This window comes from Microcoleus sp. AT8-A3, from assembly GCF_036705675.1.
Lineage (GTDB): Bacteria > Cyanobacteriota > Cyanobacteriia > Cyanobacteriales > Microcoleaceae > Microcoleus.
The window spans coordinates 45,904-63,843 of the sequence record NZ_JAUBVD010000006.1; the positions used below are offsets into that span (position 1 = coordinate 45,904).

The window sequence follows — 17,940 nt, forward strand, 5'->3', positions numbered from 1 at the left end:
TCAAATCTAAAATCGAAAATCGCGCAATCGATTGACGGCTACCCGGAACCGCCCGATAGAGTTTGGCCGTTTTCCTCCGATCGATTAAAAGCTTGCCGGTGCGGAAACAGCGTCCCCAACAGCCGATTGATGTGAGCTTGGCCATATAGAATAGTTGGCGTTTCCCCTGGTTGGGGCGGCTCTGCGGTGGTGGGTTCCGGTGGCTCTGGGGCAGTCTCCGGCGCAGTTTGAGGCGGTGTTTGGGCGGGTTGTGGCGGCTCGATCGGCTCGAAAGGCTCGATCGGTCGATCGACTGGTGGCGTAGTGGCTTCGGGGGGTTCTGGTGCTGTTGGCGCTGCTGTTGGCGCTGCTGTTGGCGCTGCTGCTGTTGCTTCTGCGGCGACTTGGCGGCTGGTATCTCCCATTAGAGAACCTGCTGGCATAATTTGCATTTTGTCGATACAAGGATTGATTAGGGTCGTCGCGGCGCCAATACAGGCATTTTCCCCGATCGTTCCCGCACCTACCACCAGCACCCCTGCACCCAGAATTACGCCCGCCGCGATTTCCAGAGTACCTTCACGGGCGTGAAGGATAACTCCCATACCGATACAGGCACCGGCGGCGATCGAGATCCGGCTTCCGGGCTCTGCTTGCAGGATTGCTCCAGGGGCGATCGCCGCACCCTCATTCACAACTACATCGCCACTCATCAAAATCTGAGAGTTGCTACTTAATTGCAGTGGCGATAAATACATTCGACTTCACCATGAAAGGAGCTATTTTTTTCGATAAAACGACTTTAAATTATGGGTTTTCTCGACTGATAAATTTAACCATGTCAATCTAAGAAACGATAATTTACTAATACTGAGAAGCTTGATGATTTAACGTTTTATAGAAACTTTCCGAAGATTCTAGATTTTGACCAACATTTCTCATTCGAGCTTTTTAACTATCTCAAATCCAACTTAAATCCGCTGGGGTTTCTCCCGTTGGCCCCAACGCGAGGGCTTAACGGGAGAAACAAGCTAATTACCTAGCAAATTAAGGACGCTGGATAATTTCTTCGAGTACCCGGCGCTTCGCCTTGGAGTCGATGCCCAGCAAGCGGACGTACTCGCCGCTGTGTTCTTTGAGACAGCTTTCGAGGGCAGAAATCACTTCGGATTCGCGGTTGGATGCGATCGGGGCGCAACTGCTCCAAGAACCGGTGCGGAAACGGCGCGCGTCGGCGTGTTCCGTGCCAATTTTGTAGCCTTGGGAAAGCAGGTTGCGGATTTGGTCGATCGTCTTGCCGGTCAAACTGCCGCTGCTGGCCGAACCAGTCGAAGCTGCTTTGTATCCCGATGTTGCTGCAGGCTTAGCCGATTGAGCAACTGGGCCGTCGGGACGCTGAATAATTTCTTCAACCACGCGTCGCTTAGCTTTCGGGTCAATCCCGATCAAGCGCACGTACTCACCGGGGTACTCGTTCATCACAGCTTCCAAAGCGGCGATCGCCTCAGATTCGTTTCTGACTTGCAGCGAAGCCCCGCTTTGCCAAGAACTGGTGCGGAAGCGGCGCGCGTCGGCGTGTTCCGTGCCAATTTTGTAGCCTTGAGCTAGCAAGCCCCGAACCTGAGTCACTGTTTCGGCACTCAATTTTCCGCTTGACACGGAACCGCTATTGTGGTATGAAGCTTGTTGTGCAACTTTACCGTTAGATTGGTGAGTTTTCGCACCGTTAGAACCGTTAGAGCCGTTGTCTCCCGGTCTTTGGACGATTTCTTCTAGTACGCGGCGCTTGGCTTTGGTGTCAATCCCGATCAAGCGGACGTATTCTCCTTGGTGTTCGGCCATGCAAGCTGACAAAGCCGCGATCACTTCAGAGTCACGGGTTGAGGAAATCGGGCCGCAAGTACGCCAAGAACCGGTACGGAAGCGGCGTGCGTCGGCGTGTTCGGCTCCCACGCTGTATCCTTGAGCTAGTAAATTACGGATGCTATCGGCAAGAGTTGAACTCAATTGGGTGCCGGCATGGGTAGAATATTTGGTTTGAGTCATATTTGGGTTTTTAGTTTGCTCGTTGCGAATTGGTGCTAGACAGGCGATGTTCTCAGCGCAGCGATAACCCGTTCTCAGAGCGTCATTGATGCCGATGACATGGGTCGCAAATTGAATGTCAGAATCTTGAACGTCAGGCAAGCGATCGGCTTGCTTCTGATTAGTGATGATGGCTCCCGAAGGTACGTACTTACCGGGGGGAATCTCCACATCTTTAATTAGTACGTGCATCATGACAATGCAGCCGTTGCCCACTCTGGCATTGAACACCGTGGAGCGAAAGCCGATAAAGCAGTTGTCGCCCACGTAGGCCGGGCCGTGAATTAAACTCATGTGGGTGAGGGAAGTATTTTTCCCCACCCACACAGAATAGGATTTGTCGTCGTCTCCTGTGACACGGCCTTGTTCTAGGCCGTGAATCACTACTCCGTCTTGAATGTTGCTTCCTTGTCCGATATAAAAAGGAGTGCCTTCATCGGCGCGGATAGATGTCCCGGGGGCAATCATCACATTAGAACCGATATGCACATCCCCAATAATGTTAGAAAAGGAATGTACGAAGGCGGTATCGTGAATTTTAGGCTCAGCCAAGTTTTTCGACCAAGGCGTCGGGGGAGCCGCAACGTTGCGGACTGCCATAAATTAAGTTCTCCTAAGCTGAAAAATCTTTTTGTTAGTTGTTAGTTGTTAGTTGTTAGTTGTTAGTTGTTAGTTGTTAGTTATTTTTCCACTAACTGCTAACTGCTAACGGTTGCAACTAGCCGTACGGGTCGTCTTTTTTACTGTAAATGAGGCGGTTTTCTACATTGACAGTATCTATAATGCCTACTACTAGAGCATCGATCGGACGGTTTTCGCTTCCGGGCGCGATCCGGGCTGCGCTGCCTCGGGTTACTAAAACCCATTCATCTATACCAGCGCCCACACAGTCAGCGGCTACCTCATAGCCGGGAACTGGCGAACCTTCCTCATCGATGAATTGCAGCAGTAGAAATTTCGATCCTCTCAGTGTCGGCTCTTTTTGGGTACTGACAACTGTGCCGAGAACTTTGGCCATTTGCATTTTAGGTAATAGGTAATAGGTAATTGGTAATTGTCATTTTTTCACTTAGTCACTTGTCGTTTTTAGATTTGCTTTCTTCTGTCTGCTCTGCGTCTTTTAGAGTTTTTCGTCTAGTAACTAATGACTCGCCAGAAACGGGTAAAATTCCCCACTTAAGTGGACGAGATCGAAATTTTAGACTAAGAGTTCAAGCTCCCCAATTCAATGCGAGAGTCAATCTAAAATCTAAAATCTAAAATCTAAAATCGACGGACTCATGATTCATGACTAATAACCAATATCCCATGCCCACCTCAATTAAAAATTAAAAATGCTAAATCAAAAACATCGCGATTTTTAATTTTTAATTACCAAACGCCCCTAACAGCCGTGAAGCGAAGCTATCCCGTAGGGAATCGCCTATCTTATGATCTGTTGAGAGGGCGAATGCCACTCACGCCTTCACGGAACTGTTCTACAGCTTCGGTGTAGCGAATCGGCAGCACGTACTCTAAGTTTTCGTGAGGGCGGGCGATAATGTGGGTGGACATCACTTGTCCGCCGTTAACGCGCTTCACTGACTCTACTCCGGCTGCGACAGAAGCTTGCACTTCCGAGACATCTCCTCTTACAATGACCGTAACCCGAGCGCTACCGATTTTTTCGTAGCCTACCAAGGTGACGCGGGCTGCTTTGACCATCGCGTCAGCGGCTTCTACCACTGCGGGGAAGCCTAGGGTTTCGATCATGCCAACTGCAATTGCCATTGGTTTTACTCCTGATTGAATATTTGGGGAACTAAACAGTTAATTTTTGACGATCGCACAAATTTTCCTTTAACGAAATTTTTGTGCGCTAAGAACTTAGTAGCCTCGGAACTGTTCTACTGCTTCTGTATATCGAATCGGCAGAACGTATTCTAGGTTTTCGTGGGGGCGAGCGATGATGTGGGTAGAGACGACTTCTCCGCCGTTGACCCGCTTGACGGATTCCACTCCGGCTGCGACTGAGGCTTGGACTTCCGACACGTTGCCGCGCACAATTACGGTGACGCGGGCGCTGCCGATTTTTTCATACCCCACGAGGGTAACGCGGGCAGCTTTGACCATAGCATCGGCAGCTTCCACCACAGCGGGAAAACCTTTTGTCTCAATCATTCCCACGGCAATTGACATTTTTGAATCTCCTTTGAGGATGAGCGAAATTACCGTTACAAATCTTTGAGAAATCTAAAAATTTGGACGGGGAGGCCCACATTTTTTAGTAAGGCAGTGTAAAGCTTCCTATCCTATAAGAATAGGGGAAGCTGTCCACCTTGACAATATAAACTAACATCATAATGTTTAATAACAAAAATTAAAATTTTTTATGTTACTTAAAATAATTTCATATTTATTTAATAATCTTAATATTTAGAGGGGTAGATACCGAGAGCGAGGGGGGATTAAAGTAAGTAAGAATACTCATAAAGTAGAGTTCGGTATGCGAAGCCGGAGCCGATCGCTGGCAGGAAATTAGGGGAGTTCAAAATGGGGATCGCGGGTAAATAGCCAAAAAAGGCAGTCTTGGCCCATCGGCAGACATTTTTTTCTTTGAGTGCCTCCTCTGCTCAGCTTATAAATTAGTGTTGAGATAATTATCAGTTTTGATGCTTTCATGTATAGTTAATCTGGACTGCAAATTATTTTGCCACAACTATACGATCGGGTTTAGTCAAAGTTTTAGGGCCTCGCGCGATCGCCCGCTACTGTTTTTGTATAAAAGCAGCCAGTAATTTCAAGTTTAAGGCATAAATTAAATGACTCAATTTCTCCTCCAAGCCTGTTGGTGGGTACCTTTATATGGCTTAATAGGCGCAATTTTAACTTTGCCGTGGTCTACCGGCACCATTCGCAGAACAGGCCCAAGACCAGCAGCTTACTTCAATTTGCTGATGACAGTGGTGGCTTTCATACACGGATCAGTTATTTTTACAGCGACTTGGGATCAACCGCCGCAACAGTTGCTCGTGCACTGGGTGCAAGCAGCCGATTTAGATTTGTCTTTTGCAATAGAAATCTCCACGGTCAGCGTCGGAGCAATGGAGTTAGTTACACTTCTGAGTTTGCTAGCACAAATTTACGCTCTAGGCTACATGGAAAAAGACTGGGCGCTAGCTCGATTTTTTGGGCTGCTCGGTTTTTTTGAAGCAGCAATTAGCGGCATTGCTATTAGCGACTCACTGCTTCTAACTTACGCTTTATTGGAAATGCTGACGCTTTCAACTTACTTGCTAGTCGGGTTTTGGTACGCTCAACCGCTGGTAGTAACAGCCGCTAGAGATGCGTTTTTAACCAAGCGTGTAGGAGACGTGCCACTGCTGATGGGAGTAGTGACGCTTTCAACTTTAGCAGGAAGTTTGAATTTTTCCGATTTAGAAACATGGGCGGAAACTGCAACTTTGTCTCCCCTAGTGGCGACTCTTTTAGGTTTGGCTTTAATCTCCGCCCCTACAGCCAAGTGCGCTCAATTTCCCTTCCATTTGTGGCTCGACGAGGCGATGGAAGGGCCAAACCCGGCTTCGATTATGCGGAATACGGTAGTTGTGGGCGCTGGGGCTTATGTTTTGATTAAACTTCAGCCTGTTTTAGCGCTGTCGCCCGTGACGGATGGGGTGCTGGTGGTTTTGGGGGCGGTGACGGCTGTTGGCGCTTCCTTGGTGGCGATCGCCCAAATCGACCTCAAAAGAGCACTATCGCATTCTACCAGCGCTTCTTTGGGTTTGGTGTTTATCGCCGTGGGGCTAAATCAAGTTGACATTGCTTTACTGTTGCTGTTCGCGCACTCGATCGCCAAAGGCCTATTATTCATGAGCGTAGGGTCAATTATTACCACAACTAACACTCAAAATTTAACAGAAATGGGTGGGTTGTGGTCAAAGATGCCTGCCACGACTACGGCTTATTTAGTAGGCGCTGCGGGGATGGTAGCGTTGTTGCCTCTGGGCAACTTTTGGGCGATGCGACGCTGGCTCAACGGTTTTTGGACGGTGCCTTTGTGGCTGGTAATAGTGCTGCTTTTAGTTAACGGTTTGACAGCGCTAAATTTAACTCGCATATTCGGTTTAGTGTTTGTGGGAAAACCGCAGCCGAAAACTCGCAGAGCTCCAGAAGTTGGTTGGCCGATGGCTTTGCCGATGGTAATTCTGACAGTGATGGGGCTGTTGGTTCCTTGGATGTTGCAGCAGTGGCAACTGTTAATTAGTTGGACTGGCCCTTGGGCGGAAACGGGAGATTTTGATACTTTAAATTTGCTGTTGAAGACGCTGGATACACCGCTGTTGTTGTTATCTGGATTGATTGGCGTTGCGGTTGGGGTGGCGATTTATTGGTACGGGGTTTTACCTCGACCGGTACGGCTGCCGGTGCCAGCGTTGCAGGATTTGTTTGCTTACGATTTTTATATCGATCGAGTTTACCGCTTGACTGTCGTTTGGGCTGTGGCTTTTATTTCTAAAATCAGCGCTTGGACTGATAGGTATGTGGTGGACGGGGCGGTGAATTTGTTCGGTTTTGCCACAATTTTCAGCGGTGAAGGGTTGAAGTACAGCGGCACCGGTCAGTCGCAGTTTTATGTGTTGACTATTGTGGGGGGGGTTGCGGTGTTGCTGGGGTTGATTATTTGGCAGTTTTAAACAGCAGAGGTTGGCAGATGAATTTTTCGGGTTTGTCTGCTTTTTGTCTGATGTTATTTAATTTTAAACCGCAGATGAACGCAGATGATTTTATTCTGGGTTTGTCTGCTTTTTTATCTACTTTTATTCAAACTCGATCGGCCACAATTCGATCACTGGAACTTCCCAACCGGGCAAAAGTTCGGGAATTGAAATCATGTCGCCGTCTCTCAATACCACTGGATCTGCTTGGGGAGTGTAAATTGTTATTGTGCGCTTGTCAGGGTCGATTAATATTCCTACTTTGGCTCCTAGTTCGATAAATGATAAAATTTTTTCTCGCAGGGGTTTGAGGCGATCGGACTGAGATTTGATTTCTACAACTAAGTCGGGAACGAGTTCGGCAAAATACCTTTTACTTTGTTTGAGGCGATCGGCGGTTACAAACGAAACATCGGGTGCTGTAAGATTTGAATTGGGGAGAATAAACCCGCCACTGGACTCAAACACTCGTCCAAGTTTGCGGGGTTTGACCCAGTTTAGTAAAAGTCTGACTAACTCTGCCCCAATTTCGCTCGATACAATGTCTGATGGGCCCATAAGGATAATCTTCCCGTCTACGAGTTCTAATTGGTAGTCTAGATGCGCTTCCGAGAGTATACCTTGCAGTTGTTCCAAGTCGGCAACGGTGAGGCGGGTGGAAGGAGAACCGGATTTAATTTGCAAATCTTCTCGATCTGTAAGACTTGAGGTCATAGGAGGATTCCAGACACATTTGAATCTATGTTAACAAGAAAATGGGCCGATCGCTTTTTTATGCAGTTGCTTTGCGTTAATGTTAAATATATACCAATCCTTGCAGGAGTCGTAATTTTTTTACCCCACCCCAACCCTCCCCGATGCCTTGGGGAGGGAGTAAGAAATTCACAAATGATTTAGGATTGCTATATCTCTAAAAACTGCGTAATAAAGGAAAGTTTTAATTGATGCTCAGTGCTTTAATCTGGATACCTATGTTGGCCGCTGCCCTGATTGGGATCTGGCCTGGTTCAGTGAGTTCTAAAATAGTTCGGAATGTAGCGATCGCCATTGCGGGTATAACTTTTATTCTCTCGGTGATTTTGGCAGTTCAGTTTGATGCCAGTACCAGTCAGTTGCAGTTTGCGGAATTCATTCCTTGGATAGATGTTTTGGGATTGAATTACAATCTCGGTGTTGATGGTTTGGCTCTGCCTTTGGTAATTTTAAATACTCTGCTGACAGGAATAGCTATTTACGCTACGGATGAGTCGATCCGCAGACCTCGACTTTATTATTCTTTGATTTTGTTAATTACCGGCGGCGTAACAGGGGCTTTTTTATCTCAAAATTTGCTGCTGTTTTTCCTGTTTTTTGAGGTAGAATTGATTCCGCTTTACCTGTTAATTGCGATTTGGGGAGGCGAGCGCCGGGGTTATGCTGCTACTAAGTTTTTAATCTATACTGCATTTTCGGGAATTGTGCTCCTGGCTGCTTTCTTGGGTACTGGTTGGCTTAGCGGTGCTTCGAGTTTCGATATGGTTGGTGCAGCGGGCGCATCGCATTTACAAGGAGGATTGCCATTGCCTTTGGTAAGGCAAATTGTTTTGCTGGCAGGGGTGTTGCTGGCTTTTGGAATTAAGATGCCTTTGGTGCCTTTTCATACTTGGCTGCCGGATGCTCACGTAGAAGCTTCGACGCCGGTTTCGGTGCTGCTGGCGGGGGTGCTTTTGAAGCTGGGAACTTATGGGATGCTGCGTTTTGGTTTGGGTTTGTTTCCAGATGCGTGGGCGGTGGCGGCACCTTGGTTGGCGAGTTGGGCGGTGGTAAGCGTGCTTTACGGGGCGAGTTGCGCGATCGCCCAAAAAGATATGAAAAAAATTGTAGCTTACAGTTCGATCGCTCACATGGGCTACATTTTGTTAGCTAGCGCCGCAGCTACTCCGATTAGTATGCTGGGAACAGTTTTGCAAATGGTTAGCCACGGTTTAATTTCAGGGCTGCTATTTTTGAGTGTCGGCGTTATTTACAAAAAATCCGGCACCCGCAACATCGATGTGCTCAAAGGTTTGTTCAATCCCGATCGCGGTTTGCCGATGATTGGCAGTTTAATGATCCTCGGCGTGATGGCTAGTGCCGGCATTCCTGGTTTGGCTGGATTTATTGCTGAATTTTTGATATTTCGGGGCAGTTTGCCAGTGTTTCCCCTGCAAACTTTGCTCTGCATGATTGGCACTGGTTTAACTTCAGTTTACTTTTTAATTATGGTCAACCGCGCCTTTTTCGGCCGCCTTTCTGATGTGGTGGTAAATTTGCCGCAAGTCCGCTGGGACGATCGCATTCCTTCGCTGGTTTTAGCAATAATTATTGCCATCATGGGAGTGCAGCCGGGAGTTTTAGTTGCTTTGAGCGAAAAAACTGCGATCGGAATGGTTGCTAATGTGCCACCCCAAGTTAAAGTGATTGCTCAAAACTTGAAATAAAATATGACCTAAGTTTGTAGCATCTGACATCTTGCAGCAATATCAATAAGAGGATTTTTCGTGGGGTCGGGCGGGCTTATATAACCTATTTGCAAGCTTTAAGGCTGTTGGCGAACCCGCCCCTAGGGCTAATTGAGAATGGTGCAAGATATCAGTAGCATCGGACTTTAGTCCTATGGCAGTTTTCAATCCCATAAAATACAGCAGACTGCTGTAGGGACACGGCACTGCCGTGTCCCTACCTATTCCATTCATCAGTGTATCCGTGTTCAAATCCGTGTCGTGCCTTCCTTCAATTAAGGTTAAATAAAAATGACAAGTACCGTATTAAAACCATCTTCCCATCCCCTATCCGCATACATTGACATCTTGGAATCAGGCAAAGCTTTACTGCCTGAATCTACGGAAAATGTAGTTGAAGTTGTCGGCGTACTGAAAAGTTATGCTATTGTTTTAGATGCCTATTCTCGCAATCTCAACTATATTGCAGAAGAACAGTTTTTAGTGCTTTTTCCGTTTTTTAAATATTTCAACGGAGATGTGACTCTGCCGAAATTAATTCGCTATTTGTGGCACGATCGCATAAATTTTGAGTATGCTGAGTATTGCATGAGAACAATGCTTTGGCACGGCGGCGGCGGTTTGGACAGTTATTTGGATTCCCCGGAATTTAGCAGTTTGGTCGAAAAGGCGATCGCTGCTAAATTGAAAGGCAATTTTTTCATGCAGGGACTAAACAAAACCTTTCCTAATTTTTTGCCGGAACAAGTGCGGATGCTGGCTTACTACACCGGTCTCGGTCAGTTTTGGCGGGTAATGAGCGATTTGTTTATGGACTTATCTGATTCCTACGATCGAGGGGAAACTAAGTCTATTTCTGATGTAGTTGATTTTGTCAAAGCCGGTTTAGTCGCCGCCGCCAGCCTACCGATTACCTACAGCGTCAAGATTCACAGTCAAGTCTACGATATCATTCCGGCCTCGGCTAACTTGACATTTTTACCAGATGTAGCGGTGCCTTATGTAGAGGCTGTTTTCTTTCGGGGCACAGCTTTTTTTGGCACAGTTTCCTACAACGCTCAAGCCCATCAAATCCCGGAAAAACAAAAAGATTTTGCCTACGGGGCTTTGTTTGCTGATCCATTACCTATTGGAGGTGCAGGGATTCCGCCAACTCAATTGATGCAAGATATGCGGCATTATTTGCCGGAGTATTTGCACGCAGTTTATCGCACTAGCTGTCGGGGTGAAGATGATCTGCGGGTGCAAATTTGCCAAAGTTTTCAGAAGTCGATGTTTTGCGTGACGACGGCGACTATTTTTGGTTTAGCACCTCATCCCATGAATACCTCCGATCCAGAGGAAAAAAAGGCTAATCGCGCTTATTTGGAAGGTTGGATGGATCGATTTGGAAATTCTCGCTTGGAGTGGGCAAATCAGCCAACGAACAGGGCCTGTCAGTTGTTCCCCGAACGGTAGAAGGGCGACTGGTTTTTAGGGCGCAATGTCTCTCGGAGTTGCAAGAATATTACCTGAAGAAAGCAATTGCTTACTTTTGGATACCGAAAGCTCATTCTGGCGATCGCAATTATCTCACGTCCCGTAAAATAGCCGTTATCAGGCAAGTAGTAAAAACTTCAGTCCACAGACTTTTATGAGGACTGAAGTCCTCACTACCAAACAATTTTATAGTCATTTTAGCGCACCTAATATGACAATCAAGCATCCAGGATACCCGCCACGTGATTCATCCGTCCAGAAATAAAAAACCTGTATCAAATGAAACTTGCCGAACGTATTTATCCGTGCAGTCAATCTAAAATCTAAAATCTAAAATCTAAAATCGATTGACCTGATCAACTGTTTGTTTTCGGCTCATGGTGATTGCTTTCATAAGAGATATATCCGCTAACGCTTAGACTGGCAAGGACAGGATAAAGCACTTCTTATTTCCGAACTATTTAGATTCGGACTAAAAGACTCAGGCCGTGAGAGTCCGTGCCACAAGTTCCCAGCAAACCATAAGTTTCTGCTAAATCTTTGACTAAAGCAGTTTGTTTGGGACTCGGTTTCCAAGGATTTGGATTACCGTAAGCATAGTAAATTTCTACACCGTCAATGCCGCAACTGGCTGCTTCTGGGATTAGTTTATCTGCAGTCGATCGATACCGGCAAGGATGTGCTAGAACTGCTAAACCTCCTGCTTCATGAATAGCTTCAATTACCCTGGCTGCTGAATAACAATAGGTGCCTTCTGTACTTTTACCTCGCAAGTAAGGTTTGAGACTGGGATTTTGCGGATCGAAGGCGTAACAGAGAATGTGTACCTCATTGTTGAGCAATTCGGCATTAATTTCAGCGCCTGTCCAGAGACTAGGTGCTTCACTATTTTTGTCAGGATGGTTTAATTTCCAATTATCCAGCCAAATTTGAGCTTTAACGTAGCCTTCGGTGCTGTGGTGGTCGGTGATAGCTAAGCCCTTGAGACCGCGGGCTATGGCTTGTTCCATCAATTTCTCTGGCTGCAATCGCCCGTCAGAGTAGACTGTGTGCATATGAAAATTATAGGAACCCGGACAGCTATCGGCATCAATTGTCTGGAAGACTTGTTTGAGTGCTGAGATATTCTGGGCTTCTGGTTTGAGACTAGAAGCGGGGGACGTAGCGAAATTGACAGCCATAAGCGTTATTATAGAAAAAACTAGCTTTGTTTAATATATCTAATAAATTCATATGTTGCACCTGTGGCAATAGTCGGCTGTAGGATTGAAACATCTGGCTGATTGTGGCGTTCGGCACAAGATATCAATTCACTCGCACATCTTGCACAATTCTCTATCCAGCATTTTATCGTCGGGTGGGGGCGGGTTTATGAGATTATTGATTTTAGGCAATTTATAGTTGGTAAAACTCGCCTCTACAGGTTTGGGGAAAATGCCAGCAGATATCAATTACTCCCACAATATTGCATCATTCTTAACAACAAGCTTTCCGGCCTCTTCCACAAAGAGTAAATTTTCTTGTAGGGAGTAGGGTTGGGCACTCTTAGCCCGCCCTCATTTAAAAGTTTATGTAACAGTGATTCTAGTTTTTCAATTCAAATAATCTATTAGCAACATATTCCTTGGCGGAATGCCATACTAATTCAACTACGTTATAGTCCGGGCTATATTTTGGCAAAAACTCTATGATTAGATTCGGCATTTATGACGCTATTTTCTGCAAAGTCTCTGCTTTTATATGAAAACTAGCGTTGTCCAAAAATATCACAAACTTACAGCCTTTATCTTGAAAGTCTTCCGCTAAATTTACTTGCAATATCCACTCGGCTTTTAAATCTTCATAAAATTTTTTCAGCACTGCATAAAAATTAGCATAATTCCCAGATGGAATAAAATATACCCGTTTTTTTTATCTTAATATCTTACTCCACCCATAACATTAATACGACTTTTTCGTCGCTCTCCTATGAATGTTACTTCGAGTTACTTTTATACACCAGTTCTTCCTTCTAATCACCCTTAAACTAAATGCACTATCGTTCTAAAACCATACCTGCAAAAGGTTTGGATATTACTTTTCTATTTTTAAATACTCCGCTAATTTATTTTTAAATCAACCCCCTTTATACCGTATATTGCTTAGACTCTAAGCTAGATTTAGCCGAAAAGAAAACATACTTTTTTGAGTTTAAAATCCTCCTAAATTGGGTACTACTCAGCTCTATTCCTGTCTGCTCTCCTAGATGTATTGCAAGTCTAGCTGTTGTCCATATTCCGAACTCATAACCATATTTCTCAGGCTCTATTTCAACTGTTTCTAAAAGTAAATCAATGTATTTTTATGTGGCTTTTCGGTAATTACCCTTCATCCTATTATCTTTAAAACTGTCTAAATTATCAGGATGACCATGAATGCGACCGTAGGCAACTTTTATGAGAGAACATCCAATTAGTTCAGCAGTCTGAGCTTGTGTATTTCCGTTGTTTAGTAATAAAAATATTAACGCTCTTTGTCGAATGTCTGGATGCTCATGGTCTTTTAATGCTTGTTGCAGAGTTTACTTTGTCTCGGAACTGAGAAAGTTTTTAGCAGGCATTCACTTTTTCTGAATATCATTATGTTATATTATACCAATATGCGTTTTAAATGCACAACAGCTTAGACACTTCTGTTGAGCTGTGATTGTGCCACCATTATAAACGCTGAAATCATCTGAGCTTAAGACCCCAGCAAATTCTGTACCCAGCATGGTTTCTAGTTCCACACGTCACAAAAGTATCCGCGGAATGGAATAAACAGAATCCCTCTCCACTAGCCGTCCATAGCCCTTCTTTAACCCCCATCAAACACTCTTAGCGTTTCATCTACATGAACATTTGATTGCACGCCCATTTCCACAGTGCATTTATAGCTGGCTTTACCGCTGCTGCTACTCGTTGATTGGTCTTTTGGAGTGCTCCTACTCCCACTTCTATCGTGTGATGGAGGAATCGAAGAAGCCTGACTGGTGGTTCGACTTTTTCCCGTAGCAATGGCTAGTTTTTCTTGCAATTCTTCAATTATTTTTTGCAGCCCCATTACGAGTTATACCAGTTCAGCTTGGCTCAACTGCTCGATTTGGATTTTTTCTTTCTGTCTGGTGGCTGCGGGCTTTTTCATTCGTTTATTTTACCAGCTTTTGATACTTAAGTCTTTTTTGACCTGAATCCTTACCTTCTATTGTCCTCACATTACTAAGCAACTGCAAGTTCATATTGCAGAACAAAAATTTCATCAGCTTTCAACATAGCCATAGCATATTCACTCCCTTGACTATCAGCAAACTCCACTAAATACTGACATTCCTTTCCCGTATCATACACTTCAACAATAGTTCCCACAAGTCCAACTGGTAAACTAGAAATAGATGCGTATTCTGGTTCCACTAGCGCTAATCGCGTATTGGCAATCGGCTTGAGAATCGCAACAGAATCCAAAACTCTAAAGTGTTTGATCGTAGTTTAAGAAAAGCTGAAATCCAACAACGGTTAGAAGTAGTTGAAGTAATTTCCTAGAAGTACCTTCTCAAGGTTTTTAGGGGCAGGTTTAGTTAGGATATACGCGATCGCAGCGAGTTTACCCATTTCACGCACCCGCCCTCCCCACGCTAGGATTTACCCCTTACTTAGGCCTTAAGTTCGCGCTGCTAAACTCAGAAGCCACAATCATCGACCCAATCCCCGCATCGGTAAATATTTCTTGCAGCAAAGCATGAGGAATTCGACCATCAATAATGTGAGCACCCTTCACACCCTGAGCCAAACTCCGCACACAACAGTTAACTTTGGGAATCATGCCCCCAGACACAACTCCCGACTCAACCAACTGTCTCGCTTCCTGAATATCTAACTTAGCAATCAGACTCTCTGGTTTGTGATAATCCTCTAAAATGCCCGCAGTATCTGTCATCAAAATCAACTTTTCCGCTCCCAAACCAGCGGCAATTTCCCCAGCTACCGTGTCAGCATTAATGTTGTAAGATTGACCGTTTTCATCGGCGGCCACGCTCGACACCACCGGAATATATCCGCTGTTCACCAAAGATTCCAAAATCTGGATTTTCACGCCGCTGACTTCACCCACAAACCCAATTCCTTCCCGCCCATCTGGACGAGCTTGAATCAGGTTGGCATCCTTGCCGCACAATCCCACTGCTTTGCCGCCGGCTTGGTTGATTAACGAAACAATTTCCTTATTTACTTTACCCACCAAAACCATTTCTACAACTTCCATTGTCGCCGCATCAGTCACCCGCAAACCATCCTTAAATTGCGGCTCAATTCCTAATTTTTCGAGCCAAATATTAATTTCCGGGCCGCCGCCGTGAACCACAACCGGACGCATCCCCACGCAAGCTAGCAGCACAATATCCCGAACCACCTTGTCTTTGAGATTGCTATCTTTCATCGCCGCACCGCCATATTTGACAACTATGGTGCGACCGGCAAAGTGTTGAATGTAAGGCAGTGCTTCGGACAGCACCTCTACTCGATTAGTGTCCGAATTCCTAACAAAATCGCTTTGTTTGAGCATGGGTAAATTACAGAAGACTAAAAACTTAATTCTAAACTTTAATGGCTAAAGCACATATTAACAGCCACAAAAATCACTTTTTCTCTGAATTTTATCGACGCGCAGGCTCGATCGCCCTTATTGATCCCAATCTTCAAAAAATTCATAGGTTTTTTTAATAAAAGCATTAAAATTTATGTATTATAACTTATACATTTTTTGCTACAGTCAAGAAATGTATAACTCCCTAGATTTACTTAACGTTTTATGTTAACTGCTGTCGCCCAAGACTCGGAAAACCTTCAGTACAACCTACCATCAGAGGCTGACTCGTCCCCCCGGATGACGGTATTTTGCGATTTAGACGGGCCCATAGTCGATGTTTCCGATCGCTACTATGCCACCTATCAACAGGGATTGGCCGATACTCAAGCAGCTTATCTCGATCGGGGAATCAACCTCAACCTTCAAATCCTCAGCAAACAGCAATTTTGGCAAATGAAGCAAAACCGCGTGCCCGATGCTGAAATAGCCAAAAGTTCCGGCTTGTCGGGAGAAGAAATTAACGTTTTTTTAGGATGCGTCAGTCAAATTGTCAATCAGCCAGACTTGTTGCACTTAGATCGCATCCAGCCGGGAGTGCAATGGGCGATCGGACTTCTGCACTCCCGCGGCGTGCGGCTGATTTTAGTCACCCTGCGGCCGAGAAATCAAGCCGTTCAACTGTTACAAAATTACGGTTTAGCCAGACTGTTTACCAGCATTCGCGGAACTCAGATGGCGGATGCGGCCTATCACAACTATACAGCCTTAAAAACTGAATTGTTGGCTGAAGTGGCACAAGAATTTGAGTCATCGCTGGGTTCGGCTTGGATGATCGGAGATACAGAAGCAGACATCCTCGCAGGAAAAGCATTGGGAATACCTACAATTGCCGTTACCTGCGGAATTCGCAGCCGCTATCAACTGCAAAAGCACCAGCCTAATTTCATTCTCAGCGATTTGATTATTGCCGTTCATCACTTATTAGGTTCGGCGCAACAAGTAATAGTAGAATGACTACAGTTAACGAATGACTAATGACTGTTGACTGTTAACGGTTAACTGTTAACGAATGACTAATGACTGTTGACTGTTGACTGTTAACGAATGACTAATGACTGTTAACGAATGACTAATGACTAATGACTGATGACTAATGACTAATGACTGATGACTGATGACTGATGACTAATGACTAATGACTGATGACTGACTAAGATTTTTCTAAATTCCTGGTCATTTCCCACAAGCGATTGAGCGGAAAATAAATCACCGGAGCCCAAAGACTGCTAAGAATAGCAGAACACAAAGCCACTCGCTGGTGATAGCTCCAAATTTCCAGTAAAGCCCGATCGCCCATAGAAAAAAATTGCAGTCCCATCACCGTTTCCGCTACCACCGCCATCCCAAACACAATTAACGCGATCGGAATCGGATCTCTCTCAACAATATCTACCGGAATCGACCAGGTTTTCTGCAAAACAACTGTTAAGACTCCTACAACAACTAGACTGACAGCGTGGCTGGGATGAGGAGCCGTCATCGCATCTTGAAGGAACCCCAAAACCAAGCCCATGCTAGCGGCTCCCCAAACTGTACGTTTCCGCTTAATACTCCAAGCTACCAACCAAATTAACAGCCAGTTAGGCCCAATTCCCAACAATTCCATTCCCGGCATCCGAGTGGGCAATATCAGTATGCACAGCATCACAGATAGAAATGTAACTGCGAAGTTAAGAAATGGGCGCGATCGCGAAGACATCCGAGATAAAGCTTTCATTGTTGCTGTGCTCCCTCAGATGGTGCAGAAGATTGACTCTGCGAATCCTTCGGTTCGGCTTGCTTAGAGTGGGGGTAAACCACCGCCCACTCCAGAGCATTCATCGGTGCAGAAAACTCAACCACAGCCTCTGGAGCCGGAGTTTTATTCATATCCACCGAAACCACTTTTCCCACCGGCAAACCAGGAGGGAACAACTGACTGTAAGAAGAAGTTGAAACCACATCCCCAGGCTTGACATTGGGAACATTCTCAAAAAACTCCATCACCGCCTGATTTCCGCCTTTCCCGCGCATAAAACCCATGTGACGACTGCGGGTAATTCCCACACCCAATTGACTCGTAGCGTCGCTGACTAACAGCACCAAGCTAGTATTAGGAGTAACGCTGACTACTCTGCCTACTAAACCGCCGGGACTCATCACAGTAAAATCTGTTTTAATGCCATCATTACTGCCGCGCCCCAAGGTTACTTGCTGCCACCAGTGGTCGGCGCTGCGACCAACAATAGGAGCTACAATCCCTTTAGGTTTCTTAGCAGAAACGTAACCTAAAAGCTCTTTTAGCTTTTGATTTTGAGTCTCTGCTTCTAATAGTTGGGCTTGCAATTCTTGAGTTCGCGCCGAGATGAGTTCCTCTTGTCCAGAGCCGTTGGCGTGAAACGGACGAGTCACCCAATTGTAAACTTCAAATACTGCCGCACCTTGTGTTTGTCGAACTCCCCAAGCGGCAGTTACAGCTAAACCTAAAAGAGCTATTTGCAGCCGCAGATCCCACCACTTTCGGAATGTATTTTTTAGCATAATTTCACTAATCTAAAATTGTTAAGTCAGGATTTTAGATT

16 protein-coding genes and 1 pseudogene are annotated in these 17,940 nt (G+C 45.4%); 4 read left to right on the forward strand and 13 right to left on the reverse strand.

The window, feature by feature from the left end; genetic code table 11:
* Positions 1–38 precede the first annotated feature (38 nt).
* The 5 genes from QUB51_RS05230 to QUB51_RS05250 all read right to left on the reverse strand — a co-directional run bounded on the left by QUB51_RS05230 (position 39) and on the right by QUB51_RS05250 (position 4,242).
* Positions 39–737 carry a carbon dioxide concentrating mechanism protein gene (locus QUB51_RS05230; protein WP_333053460.1) on the reverse strand — a complete coding sequence of 233 codons (699 nt, stop codon included), beginning with the start codon at positions 735–737 and terminating at the stop codon, positions 39–41.
* 289 nt (positions 738–1,026) lie between these two features.
* Entirely contained in the window at positions 1,027–2,664 is a 1,638-nt protein-coding gene (locus QUB51_RS05235) for a ribulose bisphosphate carboxylase small subunit (RefSeq protein ID WP_333053458.1), read from the reverse strand.
* Positions 2,665–2,782: 118 nt separating this feature from the next.
* Complete coding sequence (locus tag QUB51_RS05240; RefSeq protein ID WP_006635057.1) at positions 2,783–3,088, reverse strand: EutN/CcmL family microcompartment protein; 306 nt, start codon at positions 3,086–3,088, stop codon at positions 2,783–2,785.
* 404 nt (positions 3,089–3,492) lie between these two features.
* A complete protein-coding gene (locus QUB51_RS05245; protein ID WP_006635058.1) occupies positions 3,493–3,834 on the reverse strand; it encodes a carbon dioxide-concentrating mechanism protein CcmK in 342 nt (113 codons plus the stop codon).
* Between the two features lie 96 nt (positions 3,835–3,930).
* Positions 3,931–4,242: a carbon dioxide-concentrating mechanism protein CcmK gene (locus QUB51_RS05250; protein WP_006635059.1), complete on the reverse strand. Its 312-nt coding sequence runs from the start codon at positions 4,240–4,242 to the stop codon at positions 3,931–3,933.
* Between the two features lie 623 nt (positions 4,243–4,865).
* Between QUB51_RS05250 and QUB51_RS05255 the strand changes: the two genes are divergently transcribed.
* A complete protein-coding gene (locus tag QUB51_RS05255; RefSeq protein ID WP_333053457.1) occupies positions 4,866–6,740 on the forward strand; it encodes an NAD(P)H-quinone oxidoreductase subunit F in 1,875 nt (624 codons plus the stop codon).
* Positions 6,741–6,863: 123 nt separating this feature from the next.
* Here QUB51_RS05255 and QUB51_RS05260 read toward each other — a convergent pair whose 3' ends face one another.
* Positions 6,864–7,475 carry a Uma2 family endonuclease gene (locus tag QUB51_RS05260; protein ID WP_333053456.1) on the reverse strand — a complete coding sequence of 204 codons (612 nt, stop codon included), beginning with the start codon at positions 7,473–7,475 and terminating at the stop codon, positions 6,864–6,866.
* A 230-nt stretch (positions 7,476–7,705) separates the two neighbouring features.
* Between QUB51_RS05260 and QUB51_RS05265 the strand changes: the two genes are divergently transcribed.
* Together QUB51_RS05265 and QUB51_RS05270 are read left to right on the forward strand one after the other, a co-directional pair.
* Positions 7,706–9,220 carry an NADH-quinone oxidoreductase subunit M gene (locus QUB51_RS05265; RefSeq protein WP_333209387.1) on the forward strand — a complete coding sequence of 505 codons (1,515 nt, stop codon included), beginning with the start codon at positions 7,706–7,708 and terminating at the stop codon, positions 9,218–9,220.
* Positions 9,221–9,532: 312 nt separating this feature from the next.
* Complete coding sequence (locus QUB51_RS05270) at positions 9,533–10,699, forward strand: CO2 hydration protein (RefSeq protein WP_333209389.1); 1,167 nt, start codon at positions 9,533–9,535, stop codon at positions 10,697–10,699.
* Between the two features lie 482 nt (positions 10,700–11,181).
* Here QUB51_RS05270 and QUB51_RS05275 read toward each other — a convergent pair whose 3' ends face one another.
* From QUB51_RS05275 to argB, 5 genes and pseudogenes are all read right to left on the reverse strand, one after another.
* The gene (locus tag QUB51_RS05275; protein ID WP_333209391.1) at positions 11,182–11,901 is read right to left on the reverse strand and encodes a PHP domain-containing protein; all 720 of its coding nucleotides are present in this window, start codon (positions 11,899–11,901) and stop codon (positions 11,182–11,184) included.
* Between the two features lie 266 nt (positions 11,902–12,167).
* Positions 12,168–13,277: pseudogene (locus tag QUB51_RS05280) on the reverse strand (IS630 family transposase).
* A 278-nt stretch (positions 13,278–13,555) separates the two neighbouring features.
* Complete coding sequence (locus tag QUB51_RS05285) at positions 13,556–13,801, reverse strand: hypothetical protein (protein WP_333053452.1); 246 nt, start codon at positions 13,799–13,801, stop codon at positions 13,556–13,558.
* 155 nt (positions 13,802–13,956) lie between these two features.
* Positions 13,957–14,148, reverse strand: coding sequence for a DUF4926 domain-containing protein (locus tag QUB51_RS05290; RefSeq protein WP_445243001.1), 192 nt, complete (start codon positions 14,146–14,148; stop codon positions 13,957–13,959).
* A gap of 235 nt (positions 14,149–14,383) precedes the next feature.
* A complete protein-coding gene (argB, locus tag QUB51_RS05295) occupies positions 14,384–15,295 on the reverse strand; it encodes an acetylglutamate kinase (protein ID WP_333053450.1) in 912 nt (303 codons plus the stop codon).
* 246 nt (positions 15,296–15,541) lie between these two features.
* Here argB and QUB51_RS05300 point away from each other — a divergent pair, with 246 nt between their 5' ends.
* A complete protein-coding gene (locus QUB51_RS05300) occupies positions 15,542–16,333 on the forward strand; it encodes an HAD family hydrolase (protein ID WP_333053449.1) in 792 nt (263 codons plus the stop codon).
* A gap of 196 nt (positions 16,334–16,529) precedes the next feature.
* Here QUB51_RS05300 and mreD read toward each other — a convergent pair whose 3' ends face one another.
* Together mreD and mreC are read right to left on the reverse strand one after the other, a co-directional pair.
* Entirely contained in the window at positions 16,530–17,096 is a 567-nt protein-coding gene (mreD, locus tag QUB51_RS05305) for a rod shape-determining protein MreD (RefSeq protein ID WP_333053448.1), read from the reverse strand.
* The gene (gene mreC, locus QUB51_RS05310) at positions 17,093–17,899 is read right to left on the reverse strand and encodes a rod shape-determining protein MreC (RefSeq protein ID WP_333053446.1); all 807 of its coding nucleotides are present in this window, start codon (positions 17,897–17,899) and stop codon (positions 17,093–17,095) included. The genes mreD and mreC overlap by 4 nt, the downstream gene beginning before the upstream one ends.
* Positions 17,900–17,940 lie beyond the last annotated feature (41 nt).